The 22459-nt window shown below is 39.5% G+C and carries 20 protein-coding genes and 1 tRNA gene; 7 read left to right on the top strand and 14 right to left on the bottom strand.

Translation table 11 applies throughout. From position 1 onward, the window contains the following. Positions 1 to 61 precede the first annotated feature (61 nt). The 12 genes from NE558_RS02025 to NE558_RS01970 form a co-directional block, all read right to left on the bottom strand. Positions 62 to 1135, bottom strand: coding sequence for a flavodoxin family protein (locus NE558_RS02025; protein ID WP_256148245.1), 1074 nt, complete (start codon positions 1133 to 1135; stop codon positions 62 to 64). Continuing rightward, a complete protein-coding gene (locus NE558_RS02020; RefSeq protein ID WP_256148244.1) occupies positions 1132 to 2325 on the bottom strand; it encodes a lactate dehydrogenase in 1194 nt (397 codons plus the stop codon). Before NE558_RS02020 ends, NE558_RS02025 begins: the two co-directional genes overlap by 4 nt. A gap of 16 nt (positions 2326 to 2341) precedes the next feature. Continuing rightward, complete coding sequence (locus NE558_RS02015) at positions 2342 to 7192, bottom strand: nicotinate-nicotinamide nucleotide adenylyltransferase (RefSeq protein WP_256148243.1); 4851 nt, start codon at positions 7190 to 7192, stop codon at positions 2342 to 2344. 217 nt (positions 7193 to 7409) lie between these two features. After that, a complete protein-coding gene (locus NE558_RS02010) occupies positions 7410 to 8828 on the bottom strand; it encodes a S1C family serine protease (protein ID WP_256148242.1) in 1419 nt (472 codons plus the stop codon). Between the two features lie 182 nt (positions 8829 to 9010). Further along, on the bottom strand, positions 9011 to 10015 hold the full coding sequence (gene trpS / locus NE558_RS02005) for a tryptophan--tRNA ligase (protein WP_256148241.1): 1005 nt from the start codon (positions 10013 to 10015) through the stop codon (positions 9011 to 9013). A gap of 83 nt (positions 10016 to 10098) precedes the next feature. Further along, on the bottom strand, positions 10099 to 10323 hold the full coding sequence (locus NE558_RS02000; protein WP_256148240.1) for a PspC domain-containing protein: 225 nt from the start codon (positions 10321 to 10323) through the stop codon (positions 10099 to 10101). Next, a complete protein-coding gene (gene radC, locus NE558_RS01995; RefSeq protein WP_256148239.1) occupies positions 10320 to 11024 on the bottom strand; it encodes a RadC family protein in 705 nt (234 codons plus the stop codon). Before radC ends, NE558_RS02000 begins: the two co-directional genes overlap by 4 nt. A gap of 3 nt (positions 11025 to 11027) precedes the next feature. Further along, positions 11028 to 11504, bottom strand: a complete 477-nt coding sequence (locus NE558_RS01990) for a DUF402 domain-containing protein (RefSeq protein WP_256148238.1) — start codon at positions 11502 to 11504, stop codon at positions 11028 to 11030. Between the two features lie 27 nt (positions 11505 to 11531). Beyond that, positions 11532 to 11822, bottom strand: a complete 291-nt coding sequence (locus NE558_RS01985; protein ID WP_256148237.1) for a putative quinol monooxygenase — start codon at positions 11820 to 11822, stop codon at positions 11532 to 11534. Positions 11823 to 12015: 193 nt separating this feature from the next. Continuing rightward, on the bottom strand, positions 12016 to 12411 hold the full coding sequence (locus tag NE558_RS01980) for a (deoxy)nucleoside triphosphate pyrophosphohydrolase (protein WP_256148236.1): 396 nt from the start codon (positions 12409 to 12411) through the stop codon (positions 12016 to 12018). Positions 12412 to 12422: 11 nt separating this feature from the next. Then, positions 12423 to 12728, bottom strand: a complete 306-nt coding sequence (locus NE558_RS01975; protein ID WP_256148235.1) for a hypothetical protein — start codon at positions 12726 to 12728, stop codon at positions 12423 to 12425. Positions 12729 to 12912: 184 nt separating this feature from the next. After that, the gene (locus tag NE558_RS01970) at positions 12913 to 14148 is read right to left on the bottom strand and encodes a DNA polymerase Y family protein (protein ID WP_256148234.1); all 1236 of its coding nucleotides are present in this window, start codon (positions 14146 to 14148) and stop codon (positions 12913 to 12915) included. 289 nt (positions 14149 to 14437) lie between these two features. Between NE558_RS01970 and NE558_RS01965 the strand changes: the two genes are divergently transcribed. The 7 genes from NE558_RS01965 (at position 14438) to NE558_RS01935 (ending at position 19766) form a co-directional block, all read left to right on the top strand. Then, on the top strand, positions 14438 to 15259 hold the full coding sequence (locus tag NE558_RS01965) for a metallophosphoesterase (protein WP_256148233.1): 822 nt from the start codon (positions 14438 to 14440) through the stop codon (positions 15257 to 15259). Positions 15260 to 15423: 164 nt separating this feature from the next. Continuing rightward, the gene (locus NE558_RS01960) at positions 15424 to 15945 is read left to right on the top strand and encodes a peptidylprolyl isomerase (RefSeq protein WP_256148232.1); all 522 of its coding nucleotides are present in this window, start codon (positions 15424 to 15426) and stop codon (positions 15943 to 15945) included. 74 nt (positions 15946 to 16019) lie between these two features. Then, positions 16020 to 16103, top strand: a tRNA-Leu gene (locus NE558_RS01955). Between the two features lie 357 nt (positions 16104 to 16460). After that, positions 16461 to 16820: a BlaI/MecI/CopY family transcriptional regulator gene (locus tag NE558_RS01950; RefSeq protein WP_256148231.1), complete on the top strand. Its 360-nt coding sequence runs from the start codon at positions 16461 to 16463 to the stop codon at positions 16818 to 16820. Continuing rightward, positions 16821 to 18425 (top strand): M56 family metallopeptidase, encoded by a 1605-nt coding sequence (locus NE558_RS01945; RefSeq protein ID WP_256148230.1) that lies wholly within the window; start codon positions 16821 to 16823, stop codon positions 18423 to 18425. Then, on the top strand, positions 18415 to 19233 hold the full coding sequence (locus NE558_RS01940) for a TraX family protein (RefSeq protein WP_256148229.1): 819 nt from the start codon (positions 18415 to 18417) through the stop codon (positions 19231 to 19233). The genes NE558_RS01945 and NE558_RS01940 overlap by 11 nt, the downstream gene beginning before the upstream one ends. Positions 19234 to 19325: 92 nt before the next feature. Continuing rightward, positions 19326 to 19766, top strand: coding sequence for a hypothetical protein (locus tag NE558_RS01935; RefSeq protein ID WP_256148228.1), 441 nt, complete (start codon positions 19326 to 19328; stop codon positions 19764 to 19766). A gap of 116 nt (positions 19767 to 19882) precedes the next feature. On the opposite strand, the gene NE558_RS01930 is transcribed toward NE558_RS01935, so the two are convergent. Both NE558_RS01930 and NE558_RS01925 read right to left on the bottom strand, forming a co-directional pair. Beyond that, on the bottom strand, positions 19883 to 20842 hold the full coding sequence (locus NE558_RS01930; protein WP_256148227.1) for a DUF4931 domain-containing protein: 960 nt from the start codon (positions 20840 to 20842) through the stop codon (positions 19883 to 19885). A gap of 10 nt (positions 20843 to 20852) precedes the next feature. After that, complete coding sequence (locus tag NE558_RS01925) at positions 20853 to 22454, bottom strand: ABC transporter substrate-binding protein (protein WP_256148226.1); 1602 nt, start codon at positions 22452 to 22454, stop codon at positions 20853 to 20855. Positions 22455 to 22459 lie beyond the last annotated feature (5 nt).

Here is a 22459-nt window from a genome sequence, read left to right as displayed (position 1 = left end):
CATTCTTTGCTTTCCAGTAAAAATCAGTCTAACAATTTAAATGTAAATTAATGACTAATGGTTATTGGTTCTTCTTCTCCACCAGCACCTCCAATATCCCTTGGGCAAAGGCAGTGGCACGTTCTGTTATTCCCTCAACTTTTAATATACTTGCTGGGTCGTTAGCCGTTTCTACCATAGAAAAACGAGGCGGTAAACGGAAGGTCTTGTTCATGCTCAAAGCACTAATCAGTTGTTCTGCAACAATATCTCCCCCACTATAGCCGGAGACCACAATGGAGAACAAATATTTTTGGTAAAACTGATTGGTGCGAAAAAGTGCAGTCAATCGGTTAATAAATGCTGTAATATTTGCGCTTAACGCATCGTTATAGTTAGGAGCGAGTATCACCATTGCATTACAAGCAAGAATTGCAGGGTAAACCTCCTTGGTAATCACGCCACCGTAATAGCAACTGGCTTTCTCACTAAAATGCATGCACATACGATAAGGACAACCACTGCAATCCTGAATGGTTCCGTTCCTTAGGGATATCTCCGTAATATCGCAATATTGCAACTGATCCTTAACCATATCCCAAAGAAGCGCTGTGTTAGAGGTGCTATAGTTGCTGGCATGAAGCACAAGAATATTCCCTCTTTTTTTAGGGTATTGCTGATACGACATTACTCGTTTTACCATTTCCTTTGCAGAAACATGATATGCAGTTAGGTTACCTGCATCCAATCTCATGGCTTGAATATTGTAGTTCAACAAATCCTTAGTGCCCTCAACCATTGCTCGCCCCGGGAAGGAACAGCCCGCTTTGTTAGCCGTAAACATCAGCCCTCTGGCCACAGATTTTGTATAAAGCTCACTTTCACCATCTATGATTATGCCCCCTACACTTCCCTCAAAAAAGGTTGGGTCTATACGCATTTTCTTTAGAAAACGAAAAAACTCTAAGTTGATACCAGAAATTCCTAACGGAATGGCGAAAATAATGCGGCAATTTTGTAATGGATGAAAGGCATCCACAGTTTCAATCACTTCCACCTCATAAGGCTCCAAAACCTCCTCCAACAGTGCAGAAAGACGCTTTGTACGAATTACATCCTCACATCGAGGATAAATTAAGGTCAGCTTTTCTTTCATTCAATCTCCTCCAGTCCATGGAAGGCATTTTCCAATCGGTGAAAAAGCTGTTTTGGTAAAGGTTGACTCTCCAATTCTAACCCCCAAGGAGTGGTGCGATTTCTACAGCCCATATACACTCCTCCTAAAAAATTGGAGCTATAATGCCATTCTCCACGTAGGGTCAAAATAAGAGAAATTGCCGCAGAGGAAATGGCAGGGGCAACATATGGCTTAAATCCCAATTCTCTGGTACGTAAATTTGCATCAATGGCAAGTTGGGTTAATTCCTTGGAAAGGGAATCATCATAAGTGAGAATGCTATTTGCGATGACCAAATCCTGCCCATGGGGACCATAGGCTCTCCCCTCCTTTAAAAAGGAAGAAAAGCGTTCCTCTTTTTTCGCATAGTAAGCGGCACGGGCATTCATGACTCCTAATCCGTAGCCTTGAATTTGCTCAGGGCGCAAGCCCTTTCCATCAAAACTCCCCTTTTCATCGATATTGCTCGCCAAAAATGCGGCCTTGCATAAAGGGTCTACAGGGTCTGAAACCACTGCAAACAAACCCTCAAATTGACACTTTCTAGCTTTTTTTGCAAAAATGGATATAATCCCCCGATTTGCCTCAAACTGCACCATACGAACATCCTTCACCTGGGAACCCACGGGAGGAATCCCTTTCGAGGCACAGAAAACGAACATATCGCAATCAAAAAGCTCATCCTCTTTTAAAATAACTACCTCTGGCAATTTATCATATTCCCAAGGGAAAGCCGCCTGATTCAACTCGCTTTCCCATCTTTTGCACACGTTTTCATTAACATCAAAAATCCCCAATGTATGAATACAGTCACCGCCTAACAGCTTTAGTGCTGTCAAAACGGTACTACCCACATCCCCAAGGGCTAAAAGATGCACTCTTTTTTTCTCTTGTTGCGGTTTTTCCAACCGCTCCTTCCATTCCTCCAACGTTCCCCAATTTAAATTCACCATGGTGGCATTGCCCTTTTCCAAATCCAATCCATATTTTTCTTTCATTTCCTCTAAAATGTCTTGACTTTTTTCCTCCAAGGCATTGCTGTCAAGGCAAAATAAGCCCTCACCTTCCGCAAGCTGACCTAAATGCGTCAATCTGCAAAAACCCTTACTGCTCTCTCGGGGAAATGATACCGGAATCATAACACCCTGTTGAAATTCACATCTCTTCATTTTGTAATCCCCCTTTTTACTTCACCAAGTGCTTCAAGCGAACCAACCGCTCAATATCGTTTTCTAAATAGACAGACGCAGGTAAATGGGTATCGTATCGGATACTACTGCCGTTATCAGGACATCTTGGCGAAATCACAACTTCGCTTAATCTGTCTAGTGTTAGACTTCGCTCAAATGCTCTTTGATATTCCATCTCCAGTGTCCGAAGAATATCTCTGGAGTTTTGCAAGCAGGTCATTGACAAATCATAAATGGCCTCCTTAGACGCATCCTGTATGAAACCTGGCATTACATAAGGCAAAATTAAGTTTACCGAATCAATCATATTACTGTTTCTACCTCTTAGCTGTTCTACACCATCCCCTCCAATAAAGGGGTACATCGTGGTTTCCACAAACCACGCCTTTAAGCAAGGAACAAAATAAGCACTTTCCACCTGTCTTCCCTGAATTTCCATTAGATCTCGACCTCGTCCGGAAAGAACACCCACAACCATGCGGTCAATATCCACTGCTTCCTCTTGAAATAAAGGATTCAGCTCCCGAATGCGATAACCTTTATGCAAAAGATCGTCCACCAAAATGACAGGGCGTCGGAAGGACTTAATCATGCGAACTTGACAATCCAGAGGCAAATACTGTGGAAATTCCTTAATCTTAAAGGACTTTATTTCTCTGTCAAATTCTTTTTCTGTATGCAAAACCTTTGTAACTGTATTGGGAATCACAATACCCTTTAAAATTTTACCAAAGGGAACACACATATTCGGGCCAAGCGTGCGTATTGCTGTTGGCTCTTTGGGAACACCATTTGCCTTTGTAATCAACTCTATCAACCGATTGTGCATCATTCCTGCATCAAAGGAAATAACCAATTCTCCCGGGTTCAGCTTTGTCAACGCTCGTTGAAAACGATGATGGGTTTCTTGAATTGTTTTTAAAACCCTTTCATTGCTGTTAAACGGCTCTTTGATTGCCGTTTGCAAATTATGATACAACGTAATTGGGCTTTTCATATCTACAACATAAATATCTCTGGTTGTATTACTAATCAGCTTTAAAAAGCCCTGCCGTTCTAAAACATCTTGAATGGTTTCACTAACAAATCCAGATCTAAGACTGAAAACACCATAGGTATAGTCCTCTTTTAAGGCTTTCGCTATGGATTCCGTAAATAAAATCTGCTCCAAATCGTCAATTTTTGAATTTTCTCTGATATAGCAGGCTTCAAACATAATGATTTTTCCTGAGGTATTCTCACGAATATAGCTTGCAGTATCAATATTTTCAAATTCACTGTAAAGCTCCGTTGTTGAGATATGGCGGTAAACCATAATACCATCAGGCTTTCCTCTACCAAACTTATCAAAAACTACAGTCATACCGCTTCCTTCACTATGGAGAGCATCCAATAAATAATTTACCATCTCCGAAGGAATGGTACTGCCAAAAATAACGCCCTCAGCCTCCTCTACGTCGGAAAAATGGGAAACCTCCACCGCTTTTGTTTCTAAAAGCTGTTTATATTGGGGTTCTCTAAGATACAAGCTATTTTCATAAATATAATTTTGGGCTACGGTATCAATGAGGTTGGTAATATCTCGATTATGGTCTATATTCTCTCGAATTCTTGTGGAGCTCACATCTTCAAAATGAGTGGGAAGTTTTAACTCCAGAACCTCATTTTGAATAGACTCATAGGTATTTTTCTTCTGTTGCACAGTGTCATCACCCGTCTCCCGTAAGAAAAGAATATGCGGGAAAGTCTGAATGGAGTCCTCCACAGGCTGAATTTTATAGGAAGATGCATTTTGCACAACGTCACTGCCTGCTACCATATAAACCTCTTTGCCAGGGAACAGTTCTCTTAAGCGCTTCAAATCTTCAGGATTTGCTATGTTTACAGGCACATTTTCGGGGAATAGATAGATATTTTCTTCGTTCGCCACAGACATATGAATAATCCGTCGTCTAACCATATGAGGCTGGGTTTTTTTCGACCAGGAAAATTCATCAATCGCCAAATAAACAATAAAGCCCAAATCCCGAATCTCTTTTGCAATTTCCTTATGCCCCAAGGAAAAGGGATCAAAGCTGCCAGGAAAGAAAGCCACCTTATTGGGCTCTTGAAAGGAAAAGCTGCCTTTTGTAAACAAATAATCGCTGATAAAACGATAGATGGCATTCCAGCTTGCGGTGTCATTAAAAAAGCCAAGCTCTGAATCCTCTGCTTTATCTGTCATAGTAACCAGCTTTTTGCTGATAAACGCAAAAATATTTTTCTTCTCCCGAAGGGTTAATCCGTTGCTTCCAAACAATTCATGGCCTACAACCCAAAAGGCTTCTCTATTTACATTGGTCTGATAGGTAGCAAAACCTCTTAAAATCATGCCCATGATTTTCTTTTTTCTTTCTTCGTAAATGGCAATATATTCAGGAAATCTAGCGCTGTATTTTTCATAATGACGCACCATGACCCCTAGGGTATCTAAAGCAACACTGGCAATACGTTCATTGGTACTGCATTGCAGGCGGCAAATTTCCAATAAGAATTCATTTAACTCCTTGGGATGCAAATACATAACATATTCCCCTAGGTATTGGGGGATATATTTAGAAAATTCAAATTCACCAATTTCAAGACCTTTGATTAACTCAATGGCAACCTCATTTCTTTGATCCCAAGATAGAAGGGGTGCAAGCTTGACCAATGTCTCCCCAGCAAAATGGCGAACCGTTACCTGTTCGCTTATCTTTAATAAATTGGATAGATGAGTGGCAACATGAAGCTTTGGCATAGATAAACCCAGATGAATACGTTCATACAAAAGCTCAATATTAATAATTTTAATTTTCCAAGGTGTGGCAGATTTTAAGTTCTCTAAAAAGATATCTGAAACCACTCGGTCATCCTCAAATATACGTCGGAAGGATACACCGCGGATAACATCTTTAATTCCGTATGCTTCCCCTATCATATAAAGCAAAAATTCTAAGCTTACATTACCCTTAATGGTCACTCTTTCCACAATTCTAATAACGCTTTCTACCAGCTTATGATTTTTCAAATAATCTGCCGCCATATCCTTCAAATTCAAGAGAATTGCTGCCCGAATTTCCAAGGACTGTTGAGCTGCATAATTCTCCATAAAGGAGAGCAGTATCCCCTGTTCCTCTTCGTTTAATAAGCCTTGAGGTATAGAAGGCAGCGTATCAATCAGAATAAACGCTGTATCCTCGCCCCAGTCTTTGCTTTTAAAATATTCCAAGAAGGAAGCAATATATTTTCCTCTTACCTCCTCCTTGCAATTTTCCAACAGAGAAGTTACCACACGCTTTAGGCCGTATCCCAGCCATCGGCGATGCCTATCTATCATTTTATGATCGGGATTAATAATCATATAGAGGTATTTTTCCCACATATCAAAGCTGGTTACCTCGTCCAAAACAATGTTTACATGGGGAGGCAGCTCCTTGGTATAGGCAATGTCATAATGGGCAATCATATTTCCCAGTAAATCTCCTGCCTGACGGCGAATATCTCCCTCTCGGTGCACCATCAATTCATAAAGAAAGCTGATGGACATCTGTTTCTGTTTTTGGTTCATATAGGTAAAGTACTCCGAGAAAATATTAAGATAAGCTCTGGAATTTTTCCAATCTCTGGCACTACGTGCTGTCTCCAAAATTGCACCAAAGGATGCCTCTCGGCTTAATCTATGCATCAAACGGATATTGTGATCCACTGCAATATTTTTAAACACATCCACTGTTTCATTGGTATCCAACAAGGCCAATTCCTTGTGGAAAACTTCGCTTAGGGTATCTTTGGTTAAATCCGTATTTACCCCAATGGAATGCATATACTGCTCAAAGTCCTCCAAACGAGAATACACATGACGATAGCGATTTTCCTTTGCCTTATCCACATTATCCAGCTTATCCAAAATCACACGGAAGGAATCCTCCAAGGAATACATTCCCATGATTTCTTTTCCATTCTCAAAGCCCTTGCTTTTTACTCGAAAATCCGCATAAATCAATATCAAAGATTCCACAGGAAGATTTTCTAATTCTAAATCCCAAGTGGAATGGTTTGCAGCGATATGCCCAATATCAGAAAGATCATTATTGTTAAACCAAATATCTGTATAGTAATAGTGCAAATACGGAATCCGTTTGACCTCATTGTCCTTACATCCATATTTTCCAAGGTCATGCCCTGCCGCCGCCCCTGAAATCAGCCCTAAATCCACAGGGACATCTGCCATGGCCAACTGCCGCCCGATATGCATGGCAATATAATGGACTCCCGCAACATGGGCAAGGGCATCAAAGGGAGTTACCTCTCGGCCAATGCGCATAATCTCGTAAATATACTGCTTATCAAAGCAATCAAGAAATCTGGCATACTGCACCTCATAAGGGCTATTATCCATTTCGACTCCAGTGGCAAAAGCAAAATCTTTATGCAAGGCAAAAGGCACGTTTTCTCTCTCGTAATTTAGAAAAAAACGCAGTACCTCCAAATAAAACGACACACTTTGTCGTTCATTGGTGTTGAGAATGATATCGTTACGATGTGGGTAAATGCCTTTAATTAAATAGCGAAATATATACGTCAGCCAGCCTTCCTCCGGCACCTCTTTTGCCAAAGAAGAAAGGATTTTTTCGCAGTAAAAAAGAACCCTTTGGCAGGATATTTCTTGGCTGTCAATGATGTCATCAATTGCCTCTAGCCAATACTCTTTTTCCAGAAACGCTATGACTGTTTTCTTTTTTAAATTAATCCTTCTTAAAAAATCTTTATTCGTAAGGACAGCAAAAAGCCCCCGATATATGGCAATCCCTCGTTTTTTCTTCATGCATAGCCTCCCTTTTTCCTCTTTTTTCAATTTTAACACCACCTTTTCACTGTTTCAATAGGGTTTCATGCTTTGTTGAAGTTGTGCGACACATTTTACATAATTTTCTCCATAAATAAAAATAACATCCCCTTTTAGGAAATGCCTTTTATAAACTAGTTTTCAAACATAGAAAAAGGGTGTAGCCTGGCTAACACCCTTTCATGCTTCATTCCTCTTAACTATTTTTATCCTCAATGGTCATCTTCAAATCGTGACCGGTCTTACCGTCTCTTACAACATGAACATCTACCGTATCCCCCACCTTTGTTTCACCAACAATTTTCACTAGGGAATCCATATCCATAACTGTGTTTCCATTAAAGCTGGTAATAATATCGCCTACCATAATGCCGGCCTTTTCCGCAGGACCGCCCTCTGCAACTTCCATAATCAAAGCACCTACAGGCAGTTTATATAGGTCTGCGTTTTCGGAAGTAATGCTGGTACCTTTGATACCGATATAAGGCCTAGGCTGTGTTCCATTCTCCAGCAAGTCTTCCACAATGGGCTTAATCACGTTGCTTGGAATTGCATAGCCCATTCCTTCAGCCATAGAAGAATTGTATTTTGCAGTATTGATACCTACTACCTCACCCGCACTGTTTACCAAGGGGCCACCGCTATTTCCGCCGTTAATTGCTGCACTTGTTTGCAAAACATTCAGCTGATTTCCTTCTACGTTTATGGTTTGTTCTGTCATACTAATCATACCATCCGTTGCGGAAAGACCCATGCCCATTGCATTTCCAATGGCAATTACGCTATCCCCAACCTGTAAGTGATCAGAATCACCAAAGCTTGCAACGCTTACATTTTTTACACCTGCACTCTTTAATGCATCCCATGATACAGTAATAACTGCAAGGTCTGATTCACTTTTCGTACCAACAACCTTTGCTGGAACGCTGGCATCGTCCTCAAAAGTAACAAAAATAGAACTTGCACCGTTAACTACATGGTTATTCGTTGCAATTGCTACTTTATCATCATCGGAGTAGAAAATTACACCACTGCCCATTCCATTGGCCTCATAAGGCACGCTAAAGGAACCAAAATAATCGGCCGCTCCTGAAACCTTCGTAGAAATACTGACAACAGAGGGTTTTACCCCTTTGATAATATCCACTGCAGAAAGCCCCGTAGTTGAAGAAACCTTTTGAGCGATAACTGGTGTGTTGCTAACAACAGGTTCATCGGCAAAATAATATTTCACCGCACCATAACCAGCCCCCATGCTTGCACCGCCAGCCACACTTACAATTAAGCATGCTGCTATAAACTTGGCCCAATTTCTTCTTTTTCTTGGAGTTTTCTTCACCTGTTCCTCATAGCGGTATTCCCGAAGGGAAGGGCCCTCTCCATTTGGAGCATTACCGCAGGAACATCCATCGGTATCCATGTCCTCTTCATCAACCTTTTGTTCCTCAGAAAGTTCATCTTCAATCACAGAGCCCTCTATTATTTCCTGCTGGGCTGCCATTTCAGATTCTTCTGCGTTCTCCGGTTCATTAGACATTTCCGGTTCGTTCAATTTAGTATCTTCTGGTTCATTATTTTTTTTATTATTTAGAATCATATCTTCAGGGTCAAACATATCATATTCCTCCGTTCATTTATTTTATGATATGAGTATAGCGCATCCTTTTGAACAAAATATGAACATGAATTAAATAATCGGTTAATATTACCGAGTTTGGAATCTATTTTTTTCAGTAAAAAACTAATTTTCACTAGAATAGACCTTTCAAAAGCCATTTTCTTTGGTTAAAAAAACCATCAGCGGATTTTTGAAGGAAAACCAACCTTCTTCTGTACTTTTGACAAAGTTTTCTCCGCAATTCTACCTGCTTTTTCAGCGCCGTTTTTAATCACGCTATCCAAGTAATCCTTATTCGCTTCCAATTCTTTTACACGCTGTTGAATTGGCTCCAATTTGGCTACAACCGCTTCACCTACAGCCATCTTAAAGTTACCATAGCCGGTATTGGCAAACTCTCTTTCTGCCTCCGCTGGAGAAACCCCTGTTACAGCACAATAAATTCCTAAAAGATTGGAAATACCAGGCTTATCTTCTCCAAAGCGCACTTGATTGTCAGAGTCTGTCATGGCACGTTTGAATTTATTCAAAATCACTGCAGGCTCATCCATCAACGCAATGGTATTATTTTTATTTTCATCAGATTTGGACATTTTTTTGGTTGGCTCCTGTAACGCCATAATTCTCGCCCCAACCTTACCGATATATGCCTCGGGTATTTTAAAGGTGTCACTATAAACACCGTTAAAACGAGCCGCAATGTCTCTGGTGATTTCCAAATGCTGACGCTGATCCTCACCCACAGGAACCAAATCCGTCTGATACAACAAAATATCTGCCGCCATCAAAACAGGATAAGTATATAATCCAGCATTGATATTGTCTGCATGCTTCGCAGACTTATCCTTAAACTGGGTCATTCTGTTCAGTTCACCCATATAAGTATAGCAATTCAAAATCCAACCCAATTCTGCATGCTGAGGTACATGAGACTGATAATAAATAATATTTTTTTCAGGATCTAACCCAACAGCAAGATATTGTGTTAATAAATCCCTTGCCTGCTTACGCAGCTTTGCAGGATCCTGACGCACCGTAATTGCATGCATGTCTACAATACAATACAAACAATCATAGTCATCCTGCAGCTTTGTCCAGTTATTCAGTGCGCCTAAATAATTACCTAAAGTAATTAAGCCTGATGGCTGCATTCCACTGAAAATCCTTTTTTTATCCTCTGCCATGTTCGTTCTCCTCTCATATCACAATGAAAAAGATGGCCTGCGAAAGCTTCCCAGTGCCACCCTTTATCTCATTTCTTTCGCAATTATTGCTTTTCTTTATACTCGCCGTCAATATAGCCTGTATCCACAGGAACCACGCATACACAAATCACATACGCCAACACACCCAAGAGAACACCTGTAAATAAGCTTACCAAAATCCAAAGCAAGCGAATCAGCGTTGGATCAATATCAAAATATTCTCCAATGCCGCCACATACTCCTGAAATTTTTACGTTTGTACTAGAACGAAATAATCTTTTTGTCATAATTGTCCCTCCATTACTTCTTTATTTAATAATTTATTCTCCAAAAAACTAAATGCCATACCATCTGCAATAATAATATGGTCAATTAACTGAACTTCTATTGCAAATAAGAGTTTTGCCAGTTTAGCAGTTGTATCAATATCATCAAAGGTTGGCTTACAATTCCCTCCAGGATGATTGTGGGTAAAAATTACCGCCGAAGCCTGTAATTTTAATGCTGCCTCCATGACAACTCTCGGGTGTATTGCTGCTGAGTTTACTGTACCTTCGGCAATCTGCACCGTATTAATCACTCTACGCTTATTATCTAAGCATACTGCATAAAAAAATTCTCTGTTTTTATACGCCATCAAGGATTTACAATATTCAACGGCAAGGCTCAAGGAATTCAGCGTGGGTCTATCACGCCATCGGGCTTGTATGCACCGCTTACTGATTTCTTTTTGCAGTGAAACCAATATAGCCGTATTTAAACCAACGCCACAAAGACGAGAAATATCCATGGGCTCAGCCTCCATCAGCGTAGGCAAAGAACCGAATTCCTTTACCATTTTATGAGCTAAGGGATTGGTATCTCCCCTTGGTACAGCATAATAGAGAAGCATTTCCAAAAGCTCGTGGTCATGAAAACCTTCGCCACCCTCTTGTAATAACCTCTGTCTCATTCGTTCCCGATGCCCACTGTGGATATCCGATGCCATAAGCTACTCCTCAATTTCCAAAACCCCACTCAACTTGGTAAAGCCATTGGTGTATATAATTTGCAAAAGGGAATCCAACCGTCTTAAGGCATCCTTGACATTTTTTTCAGAAATAATACCACTTTCTAAACAATCTGCAAGCTCTGCCAAATCTACCACCTTTACAAACCCATTTTCATATATAATTACATCCGCCAACAAATCACTAAAAATATAGGAATTTTGTTCTTTTATATATTCTGTGTCGATAATATCACAATAATAATAAACCAGTTCATTTTTATCATTTAAAAATTTACTTATTTTAAAGCCCTTTTTCATATAATAGCAAGATACGCCATGATCAAATTCTTCCTTTGGTCGAAAAACAAACCACTTTGTAATAATCACATCATCATCACGATGAAGAATGATATCATCTTTTAGAAAAATTGTTTCATTTGGAATAAACCGCTTTCGATAGAGCTTTATTTCATTCAAATTCTCACCCATCCTCATCTAAAAAGCTCACTCAAATGATACAAGTTCGCAGCGGCTTAAATGGGAATCTTCCCGCAAAGGCTGCATCTGAGGTACATAGGTCTTAAAATATTGGGAACTGGTATGGGCATCCACCGCAGCTTGGTCAACATATTTTTCAACGAAATAAAATACGTCTGCTTCGTTGGTGTCCCGAACCAAATCATAAAAAATACATCCCTGCTCTTTTCTTGTTTCCTCCACCATTTTCTGGGCAAGCTGTAAAAAAGCAGCCTGGTTTTTCTCTGTCACAACGCTTTTTGCAATTAAAACAATCATGTTCTCAGTCCTTTGTATTTATAATAATTTCATTATAAGAAATTATATCATAAAATACAAGAACGGAGCTTAAAAAGCAGCAAATAATTTAATAATATTTCTTTAATTTCTGAAACGAAACCCTAAACTTTTTAAAGGTAATTTAAATATTCAGGGAGTTTATCGGTTTAACGCCTAAACATACTGTACATTTTCATGATTCCTGTAATCCAAATTCCATCAAACGGGCTAATATTTCTTCATCTGCAGGGCAAAATGTAAATTCGGGAATCTCTTCTACCGTAATCCACCGAAAATCTTTGTGCTCCAATAATTGAGGTTCGCCTTGAACAATTTCACCCTGAAACAAGGTCAAATTTATGGTAATATCGGGATATACATGAGTTAATTCCATATAAATTTTCCCTACCTTTATTTTAATACCCAATTCCTCATGACATTCCCGTATGAGTGCATCTTCCTGACTCTCTCCGGCTTCCCGCTTGCCCCCCACGAATTCCCATAAAAGGCCTCTTTTTTTATGAGCGGGACGTTGACAAATCAAAAACCTGTCTTCTCTGCACAATAGTGCAGCCACAACCTCTGTCATTCTGTCACCTCTTAACCAAAATAATTACATTCGCAAAGCAATGCCAAACACTGATTCACCTCATCATCCTCAAACAACGTTCCATATTCACCTTTCACTATCAAGGCCTCCATGGACAAATCTAACCGCTTATTTTTCTTGAGAATTTCAAAATTATCTGAACACCCATTTCTGCTTAAGGCTCTGCGGGCTACTGATACTCCGCCATACTGCTGAATCTCCTTTAAAAGCTTTGCAGAATTATAACCTTCCATTCCTTTCGTTTGTTCTGCCTTTTTCATCCAATCCTCAGAGAATCTTTTTTCGATGTCTGTCATGATTTATATCTCCTTATTTTCATCATCTGAATGATACATATTTTTACTTATTTCTGTTACCACCATTACCAATTAGATATCAACGCCAATCCCTTGAAGAAATATGATATAATTAATCTTAGAATCAACCTTTTCTACTGGCGTAGTGTTATCGTCATGATCATAAGCCTTTTTTTAGGCAAAATCATTTCTTTAGATGATTAATCTTTAAGCTTCCCCCACCATAAGCGGGCTCGATTCCACCAATAAAAGTGGATCTAACCACCGTTTCCCTTCCGTATTTGCCACGAAGAATATCCATGGCGGCATCTGCCTGTTTTTGCTTGCTCCAATCTTCATCTAAAATGGAAAGCTGAATGCATTCGTCACTGCATAAGTGCCCAGCACGAATCCCTAGATGTCGGATGGGTTCTTTCTTCCATGCTTCGTCAAAAACTTTCTTTGCTGTCTCATAGACCGCATTGGTGCAGTCAATGGCATTCAGCAATTTTGTTTGATGGGAATAAACCTGAAAATCAGTGGTTTTAATCACAACACCAATTTCTCTGGCACAAAACTTTCCCTCTCGTAAGCGCATGGAAACAGTTTCCGATAAAGACAGGAGGATTTTATATGCTTCTTCCCTCTCCTCCACATCATAAGGAATTGTAGTGCTATTTCCAACACTTTTTACCTCTTGGACTGTTTCCACATGAGCAACGGAGGTATCATCAATGCCATTGGCATAAGCATTCAGCATTCTTCCATAACTCTTGAACTCTATCTCCAAAAGGGCAACAGGATATTTTGCCAACTCCCCAATGGTTCGGATTCCCATTTTCCTCAGTCGGGGTCCAATTCTTCTGCCCACCATAAACATTTCTTCCACAGGCAAAGGCCAAAGTTTTTTTTCCAACTCTTCAGGGTAAAGGGTGATAATTTTATCCGGCTTCTCCAATTCACCAGCCATTTTCGCCAAAAGCTTGTTTACACTAATGCCAATATTCACAGTAAAACCCAATTCCTTTTTTATATGCTCTTTTATTTTTTCAGCACCCTCCAAGGGCGTACCAAAAAGGGACTCCATCCCCGTATAGTCCAAAAAACCCTCATCAATACTGAATGGCTCAACACGGTCGGAGTATTGGGAAAGGATGCGAAACATTTCTTCAGAATTTCTGGTATACAAAGAAAAGTCAGGGGGGACACAAATTAATTCAGCACATTTTTGCAACGCAAAGCCCTTTGGTTCCCCAGTGGAAATGCCATATTTTTTAGCAGGAGTGCTTTTTGCCAGGATAATGCCTCTGCGGCTTTCACTATCTCCCGCAACGGCTGAGGGAACGGTACGCAAATCTAACATACTGCCCTCTTTCAACATCTTTACCGCACTCCAACTTAAAAACGCACTATTGACGTCAATATGAAAAATTGTTCTCATTCCATCCCTCCTTTTTGCTAATAATAAGCTTATAAACACAATTTCCATCCCTGAAAAGCTCTATCTTTTTCAATTTTCATCTAGTATAACACGAATAAAACAAGGCTTCAATCGCATATGCATTGGCTCACAGAATACTATTTTAATGTGTTGGCAAATTAATAACAAATGTAAGAGGTTGGAATGAACTTTATATCAAAGTAAATACTTGTATTATACACACTCTTGTTTTCCAACTAAAACCTATTTATAATGAAAGAAAAATGAATCTATAACGGCGGTGAACGATTTGAAATTTTTTAAGAACAAAGTCATTTGCTCTTTCCTTTGCTTGGCAGGTTTTTTATACTGGCAAAACAATGGACTTATACTGACACAAACCACATATACAAAAAAAGTCCCCAAGGGGTTTGATGGCTATAAAATTTTACAGGTTTCTGATTTACAAAATAAGTGCTTCGGTCAAAATCAAGAGAGAATCCTTGAAAAAATTAGAAATGCGGCTCCGGATATTATTGTTATCACTGGTGATTTGATTGACCGCAATCGTACCAATTTGGATACTGCCATGACCTTCGTTGAGGGCGCGGTAAATATTGCTCCTATTTACTATGTCAGTGGCAATCATGAGCATCAATCCGGTTATTTTGAGGAGCTAGCTGAGGAATTGACGGAAGCAGGTGTGACTGTTTTACAAAATGGGAAATCTGTTTTACAAAAAAACGGAGATATGATTGAGCTGATTGGCCTTGCGGACAAACGAGTCAACCCCTATTACCAAGAGGTACTTGCTACCCTATTAAAAGGGTCGGAGGAAGATGCATTTCAAATTCTTCTTTCCCATCGCCCCGAACTATTTGAAGCTTATGTAGCCAGCGGCGTAAATCTGGCTTTCACAGGTCATGCCCACGGTGGACAGATTAGGCTGCCCTTTATTGGTGGCATTTTTGCCCCAAATCAAGGTTTTTTTCCAGTTTACACCTCAGGTGTTTATGAGAAAAAAAATACGGCGATGGTAGTCAGCCGAGGCTTAGGCAACAGCACTTTTCCCTTCCGCATTTTTAACCGTCCAGAATTGGTAATGATCACTTTAAGATATGAAAATATTTAAGGAAAATTTGCGTTACCCAAGGGCATTATGTTATAATAGCCCAAGCTTTTCCCATTTTCCAAACCTTGGCAATCATTTGCATTTTACTGTATGCCATGGATTGCAATGGGTAAAAATGAAAATAGACTTTATTTTAAATGCAGATGCATGAAAGGAAGATAATCATGGCAAAAAATCCTGTTGTAACATTTGAAATGCAAAATGGCGGCGTAATCAAAGCGGAGCTCTATCCCGAAATCGCCCCCAATACTGTTAATAATTTTATTTCTTTAGTGAATAAAGGCTATTATAATGGCCTGATTTTCCATCGTGTCATTAATGGTTTCATGATTCAGGGCGGATGCCCCGATGGCACAGGCATGGGTGGCCCCGGATACCAGATTCGTGGCGAATTTTCAATGAATGGCGTAAAAAACAACTTAACACATGATAAAGGTGTGCTTTCCATGGCTCGTGCCATGAACCCCAACAGTGCAGGTTCTCAGTTCTTTATCATGCTTGAAAAATCCCCTCATTTGGATGGACAGTATGCCTCCTTTGGAAAAGTAATTGAAGGTCAGGACGTAGTTGATGCCATTGCAACTGTTGGCACTAGCCGTGGTGATCGCCCTGTTGAGGATCAGGTTATGGTGAAAGTAAGCGTTGATACCTTTGGTGAGACCTATTCCGAACCAGAAAAAATGTAATTTTTACAAATAATTTTAAAAAACTGCTTGCATTATACATTTTTTTATGATAATATAAGCAAGCAGTTTTACTTGCGGATGTGGCGGAACTGGCAGACGCACCAGACTCAAAATCTGGCGGTAGTGATATCGTGTGGGTTCGAGTCCCACCATCCGCACTCATAAAAAGTCATGTTTGAGGTTAACCTCATGCATGACTTTTTATTTTTTTATAGATAAATTTATATCGGTAATCAAACATCTAATTCATTTCTTTTTCTAGGAAAATCATTTTAAAATCCCTCAATTTCCTCTTAATAATTATAAAATAACGGCAGTCAGGTTTTTGTCCTATGCCGTAAATTTTGGATTTATTAGTCATCAGGATACTAAAACCACTTATATGGTTACCCTTTCATTTTATTTCACATCTCTTATAAGAAAAAAGTTGAACTATCACCTTGACAACTTTAGACTATCATGATAGTCTAATCATATAACAGACTATTGTGATAGTCCAAAAGGAGATGACTTGTATGGATATAAAGCTTTTTGACTCAGAACTTAAAGTCATGGAAGTTTTGTGGGAGCAAGGTAGTTTACCTGCTCGAGATATTGTAGACGTTTTGACGGAGCGTATTGGGTGGAATAAAAATACTACCTATACCGTTATTAAAAAATGTATTGAAAAAGGTGCCATTCAACGAGAAGAGCCCGTTTTTTTGTGCAAACCATTAGTTACCAAGGATGAAGTACAACGAAGTGAGACAGAGCAGCTTATTGATAAAATGTTCGGTGGATCAAGTGAACTGTTCTTTTCTGCCTTTCTGCAAAACCAGGGTATTTCAGAAGAGGAAGCAAATCGGCTTTCTAAAATAATTAAGGAGGCGAAATAAATGCTTCATTTTAGAATGGATATGCCCCTATATCTAATGGCTTTCTACGGAAGTATTATGATTGTTATTGTATTAATACTTCGGAGCTTCTTAAAAAATTATTTACCCAAATTTGTTTTTCCTATAATGTGGGGGCTGGTACTTGTTCGGCTATTAGTACCGTTTTCCTTATCCAGCCCAATCAGTGCCCCAGTGCCTGAATGGCAAATAGCTCCTACAGAGAACACTGCTGTATATAGCAGAGACATTTTATTGGAGAATACAGATGCAACTGCTACGGTTGCTTCGGAAAATCAAGCTTACACGTATTCCACAGGCTTGGATGGTTTTACAATCAATTGGGGGCTTGTGATCTCTATTATCTTTGTTTTGGGGGCGGCCGCAACAGCAAGTTTTCTTTTCTTGCAAAAGAAACAATATTCTGAAAAACTAAAAAATAGTCTGTTGGTTGAGCATAACCAAACAATTAATTCTATCCTTCGTGAAATGGGTATGGGGCATATACTTGTCTTTACCAATGATGAAATAGCCTCTCCCCTAGTCTGTGGTATCATCCATCCCTGTATTTATCTTCCGGCAGCGATGGATTTTAGACAGACTACTCTCCTTCGGCATATCCTTGCCCATGAAACCATGCACATCAAACACAAGGATAATCTGCTAAAAGCATTTTTAATACTAGTTTTGTGCATGCACTGGTATAACCCCTTGGTATGGATAATGTCAAAGTGTCTGTCCTCAGATTTAGAGGCAGCTTGTGATGGGGCTGTGCTAAGGCAAATTGATGAGGATGAAAGAAAAAGCTACGCAGTAAGTCTACTTTCTATGGCTATTAGCGGAAATCACGCCTCACTGCTTTACAGTGCTTTTTCTAAAACAGAAGTGGAACGTCGTATTAGAAGTATTTTAGATTATAAAAAAGCGACTGCCATGGTTTTATCTCTCTCTGTTCTGTTTTTACTAACCACCACTGTCGCATTTGCAACCGCTGGACAAGCTCCTTTTTCTAAACATTTGAGCAGCTACTGCGGTAGTACCTCTTCCAGATGGGGTGTAAAAGCCACCTTAACACGAGATATCTCATTAGGGGAAAATGCAGGAAAACGTGCTGATAATACAATTTTAGAGGTACTGCAAACAGATTCCTCCAATGATCCTGACGTAATTGCGGCACAAGTAAAAGCAGCGTTATCGAAAGAATTCAAAGTTGAAAAGGGAGCCTTCCAACTTGTTGTCAACCTTTGCCTGATGGAGGATGAAATCACACAAGAATATGCAAAGGTAGGGCTTAAGAAAGGATCAGACGGATTTTACTCCTATAGAGGGAACACAATAAGAACCTATGCAGATAAAATGCTTGGCTCCTATCAAACACGAGAAAAAGGAGCAGTGGATATTTCCGTACAGCGCAATCATTCCGGTGAAATTACTTCTATTCTCGTCTTTCGGGAAGGTGATGCTGAGTTTGACCGACGCACAAAGGAAATAAAACAAAATCAAAGCTATTATACAACATTTGATGAAAGTGAAGCTAATACTCAGGGGGTTGAGCAGGTGACTACTGTGGAATCAGATAGAGGAACGAGATATTTCTATGAACATTAACCAGCTTAAAATACTTGCTCTTTCCTCTATGTTTTTTGACCATTTCATTCGTATTTTCCCCCTGGTCGATTGGTTTCTACCTCTTGCAGAGTGGTTATCCTCCATAGGGCACGAAGATTTGAGTATTTGGGTTATCACATGGATTCCTCATTCCCTAGTCTATTTTGGCCGTGTAGCAGCACCAGTATTTATGTTCTGTATTGTTGAAGGTTTTTTTCATACACGAGATATAAAAAAGTATATTCTGCGTGTTTTTGCCACTGGAATTCTGGCTCAAATTCCTTATATCTTGTTTGATTTGATACAAGACAGATTGTATGGTATTACAGGTGACTGGAAAGAGGTTCCTCTTAATATTCTATTTACACTAAGTTTAGGGCTTGTTTCCCTTTGGGGCTTTGATTCATGCAAGAAAAAAGGTCATACCATGCTGGGACTGGGTATTATTGTACTTGCAGGTGCTTTAGCAAGATTACTGAAATTTGAGGGAAGTGAAGGCTACGTTTTTCTAATCTTTTTATTCTATCTAACGAGAAAACGAAGGGTATGGGAAAAAGCATTAATATTTATTGCGGGAATCCCTCTATCTCGCTATAGGCTGATTGCCTATACCACAAAAAACCCAGCTATGCTGCATTCTTGTCTCCTAAATGCAATAGGCCCTTATCTAGGAATTTTAGCCCTTTGCTTTTACAATGGAGAAAAAGGAGAAACCAATAAAAACTTTCAGCGGTTTATGTATGCTTTTTACCCTCTTCATCTACTTTTATTAGCCATGATAGGATATTTAAGAACACCTCATTTTTAATAACAGCAGCCTTTCTATAAGGCTTGCTGTTTTTATAATAATTTGGTATCTTAATAATATAAATTTAAAAATATAGAGAAGGGAAGCTATCTATGTTCAAAAAAATTGCTTTTTGGGGGAATCTTCTTTTATTGATTACTCTGTCTGCTTGCAGCCCAAAGACTGAGGAAGCAAAAAATCCATTTTCTATCGACATCAGTAAGTATAACATTCTGGCTCAATCAAGTGCAGACTATAATTCCATTGATGTTTATCAATTGGATAAGATTATCGTTATTCACGCAAAATCCGAATCAGAGTTTTTTGATGGTGCACAATTTGTAGTAAAGGCACAAAACGATTTGTCTGCCGAGGATGTATCAATCACGTGGACTACCTTAATGGGAAGTACAGAAAAAACAGAAGGAAATGACCGAGTAATCGCAGAGATTAAAATTGAGGACAACGGAACCTTAATTTTCGATAGAAAAATCAACTTTGCGAAAAAAGCCATAGATGCCGTGACCGATATATTGATTGATCGAATGGAGTAATTCTCATAAGAACTTTTTTGCTTTAATTGCTAGAACAAAAGACCACATCCAAGACTTGTTTTGGATGTGGTCTTTTGTTACGATTCATAAATCAATGCAACTATTGAAATACATTTCTATCCTTTGCAATTCTTACGATAGTATTCAGCCGCTGCCTCGGGCAAAATAGAGTTTATATAGCTTCCGGTGGCATATTCAAATCCTGCAAAACCACCTATCCTTGGCAAGATTTCCACATGCCAGTGAAAATCTCCCCCTACTTCCCCATCAATCATGCAAATATTATACCCTACATCTTTACGCAGTGACGCAACCTTAGGTAAAAGACCATTCATGATAACGGACAAAGCCTCCAATTCCTCCGCCGTTACATCTGAGAAACTTGCAATATGCCTTTTCGGGCAAATCCAAAGCTCATAAGGAAAGCGGGAAGCATAAGGTGCAATTACGACAAAGGATTGATTCTCTAACACAACTCGATTTTGTTGTTCTTTTTCATAGGCAAGCATTCTACAGAAAAGGCAATCTCCATCCTGCATAAATCCTTGCATGATGACCTCTCTTTGGGGCAAAACCGGCATCCCTACAATCTGCCAATGGGAATGGCGAATACTCATTCCTGCTGAAGGACCACAATTTTTAAATATTTGAATATATTTCACTTTTTTCGATACAATCATTTCCTTATATCGCTGTTGCAAAACTATAAAAACCCTACCCAGATGTTCTAAACTAAATTGGTCAATGGTTTCCTCATGATTTGGTGTATCTACCAAAACCTCGTGAAGCCCTTGTCCGGAAAGCTGTTGATAAAAGGAATTCTCGCAAATAGCTTTTTCTTCCGCACACACAGCAGGAAACATATTAGGAAAAACCCGAATGGTCCAGCTATCATCTGTCCCATCCTGATAAAAGGGAGCTGTGGTTTTATCTTCATTTCCACCGCAAAAAGGACAATTCCCGTTACTGCTATTTTTCACTTCAATTTTATGCAAAAATTCATAGGGACGGTTTTTTCGATTTTCAGCATAATGAGTCCATTCTCCTGTAAAGGGATTTTTTCTTAATTCAGCCATATTCCTCCCCCTATTCCTTCTTGCCTTCGAAAGTCCACTGATTCACCGAATAAAAAATATTATCCTCCGTAGGTGTAATCACACCTCCAACACGGTTAGACACAAACATGGCCTTACTGCGATAAGCAATACTAATGTATGGAAGTTCCTCCGCAATCCGTTTTTGAAGGCTACTATATGCCAACAAGGTGGCCCCTTCTCCAACAGCCTGATTGGCAGCTAACAGCAAATTGTCCATCTGCTCATCTTGATAACCAATATAATTTAAACTTCCATTACTGCCGAAAAAGTCATATAAATCTGTAACCGGAGACATCTGCCAACCTCCCACGATTAGGTCATAATCCCCACCTGTAAATTTCTCTTGATATTGGGCAAAGGGTAATATCTCTAAAGTAACATCAAAGCCCAAAAGGGTAAGTTCATCCCTCAATTTTGTTGCGGTCTGCCGCCTTGCACTGTTTTCCTGATTTGTCAATATAGAAACATGAAGGGGTTCCGGTTCATTTTCTTTTTCCAGCCTGCCATCCCCGTTTTTGTCTGTCCAGCCTGCATTCTTCAGGAGCGTTTCCGCCATAGTTGTATCATAATCAAAGGGTGCAACGTTTTCTTCATACAGCCAAGAACTTGGACTTACAGGAGTATAGGCAATTTTCGCATATTCCAAATAAACATTTTCACAGATTGATTTTTTTGGCAATGCATATGCTACCACCTGTCGCATGTTACGATCTTGAAATAAGGAACGATGAAAATTAAATCCTATAAAATCATATTGATCAGAGGTAAATTGGTGCACTCCTGTCACACCCTCATCGGCATAACGCCCTGTTTCTATGGCATCGGTCACCAAAATATCCGTCATGCCCTGATCAAACGCATATACGTCTGTCTCGGCACCACCTGTTGTGCGAACAGAGATGGTCTCTATTTTTGGCTTTCCTCCAATATAGGTTGGATTTGCAGTCAATATCATTTCCGATGCAATGGAATAAGACTTCATGGAATAGGGTCCGCTGCCCATAGGAGCCATATTGGCACCGCTTTTCGGGTCTGTTTGCCCTTGATAATATGCCGCAGAAATCACCGGAAAACTTAGGGCTGCCACATTTTTACTAAAAGGTTCTCGAAAATGAATATCGATGGAGTATTGACCCGTTTTGGAATAACTTGAAACATAATCCAAAACCTTTTTATAAACAGAATCTTCTGCAGAACCTCGAATGGTTTCAATGGAAAATGCAACATCATCTGCCGTCAAAGATGATCCATTTTGCCACGTAATATCGTTACGCAGTTCTATGGAAAGGGTTAAGCCATCTTTGGAAAAGCTCCAGTTTTTTGCAATGGAAGGAGATGGTTTACCCGTCTCATCAATGGCAATGAAGGGCTGATAAATGAGTTTTAGTACCGTATCTACTGTGGCCTCTCTATTTCGAAGAGGATTCAACGTTTCAGGAACCCGCATGGAAAGCGTTAAAATACGGCTCTCCCCTTGGGTTTTTGCCACATTCCCGGAAACATTAAAACTATTTTTTTCTCCGTTTCCATTTGTACATCCTGAAAAAAGCAGGATACAAGCAAAAATCAGAGGGATTAATTTCTTTTTCATATTTG

Origin of the sequence: Anaerotignum propionicum (genome assembly GCF_024461735.1) — a bacterium.
GTDB lineage: Bacteria > Bacillota > Clostridia > Lachnospirales > Anaerotignaceae > Chakrabartyella.
The sequence above is the reverse complement of the archived record's forward strand: the minus strand, read 5'-3'. Positions and strand labels throughout refer to the sequence as shown.

Excerpts from the sequence above, each read along its gene's own strand:
- NE558_RS02025 (WP_256148245.1), bottom strand. The coding sequence starts at position 1,135 with ATGAAAGAAAAGCTGACCTTAATTTATCCTCGATGTGAGGATGTAATT.
- NE558_RS02020 (WP_256148244.1), bottom strand. The coding sequence starts at position 2,325 with ATGAAGAGATGTGAATTTCAACAGGGTGTTATGATTCCGGTATCATTT.
- NE558_RS02015 (WP_256148243.1), bottom strand. The coding sequence starts at position 7,192 with ATGAAGAAAAAACGAGGGATTGCCATATATCGGGGGCTTTTTGCTGTC.
- NE558_RS02010 (WP_256148242.1), bottom strand. The coding sequence starts at position 8,828 with ATGTTTGACCCTGAAGATATGATTCTAAATAATAAAAAAAATAATGAA.
- trpS (WP_256148241.1), bottom strand. The coding sequence starts at position 10,015 with ATGGCAGAGGATAAAAAAAGGATTTTCAGTGGAATGCAGCCATCAGGC.
- NE558_RS02000 (WP_256148240.1), bottom strand. The coding sequence starts at position 10,323 with ATGACAAAAAGATTATTTCGTTCTAGTACAAACGTAAAAATTTCAGGA.
- radC (WP_256148239.1), bottom strand. The coding sequence starts at position 11,024 with ATGGCATCGGATATCCACAGTGGGCATCGGGAACGAATGAGACAGAGG.
- NE558_RS01985 (WP_256148237.1), bottom strand. The coding sequence starts at position 11,822 with ATGATTGTTTTAATTGCAAAAAGCGTTGTGACAGAGAAAAACCAGGCT.
- NE558_RS01980 (WP_256148236.1), bottom strand. The coding sequence starts at position 12,411 with ATGACAGAGGTTGTGGCTGCACTATTGTGCAGAGAAGACAGGTTTTTG.
- NE558_RS01975 (WP_256148235.1), bottom strand. The coding sequence starts at position 12,728 with ATGACAGACATCGAAAAAAGATTCTCTGAGGATTGGATGAAAAAGGCA.
- NE558_RS01970 (WP_256148234.1), bottom strand. The coding sequence starts at position 14,148 with ATGAGAACAATTTTTCATATTGACGTCAATAGTGCGTTTTTAAGTTGG.
- NE558_RS01960 (WP_256148232.1), top strand. The coding sequence starts at position 15,424 with ATGGCAAAAAATCCTGTTGTAACATTTGAAATGCAAAATGGCGGCGTA.
- NE558_RS01950 (WP_256148231.1), top strand. The coding sequence starts at position 16,461 with ATGGATATAAAGCTTTTTGACTCAGAACTTAAAGTCATGGAAGTTTTG.
- NE558_RS01945 (WP_256148230.1), top strand. The coding sequence starts at position 16,821 with ATGCTTCATTTTAGAATGGATATGCCCCTATATCTAATGGCTTTCTAC.
- NE558_RS01940 (WP_256148229.1), top strand. The coding sequence starts at position 18,415 with ATGAACATTAACCAGCTTAAAATACTTGCTCTTTCCTCTATGTTTTTT.
- NE558_RS01935 (WP_256148228.1), top strand. The coding sequence starts at position 19,326 with ATGTTCAAAAAAATTGCTTTTTGGGGGAATCTTCTTTTATTGATTACT.
- NE558_RS01930 (WP_256148227.1), bottom strand. The coding sequence starts at position 20,842 with ATGGCTGAATTAAGAAAAAATCCCTTTACAGGAGAATGGACTCATTAT.
- NE558_RS01925 (WP_256148226.1), bottom strand. The coding sequence starts at position 22,454 with ATGAAAAAGAAATTAATCCCTCTGATTTTTGCTTGTATCCTGCTTTTT.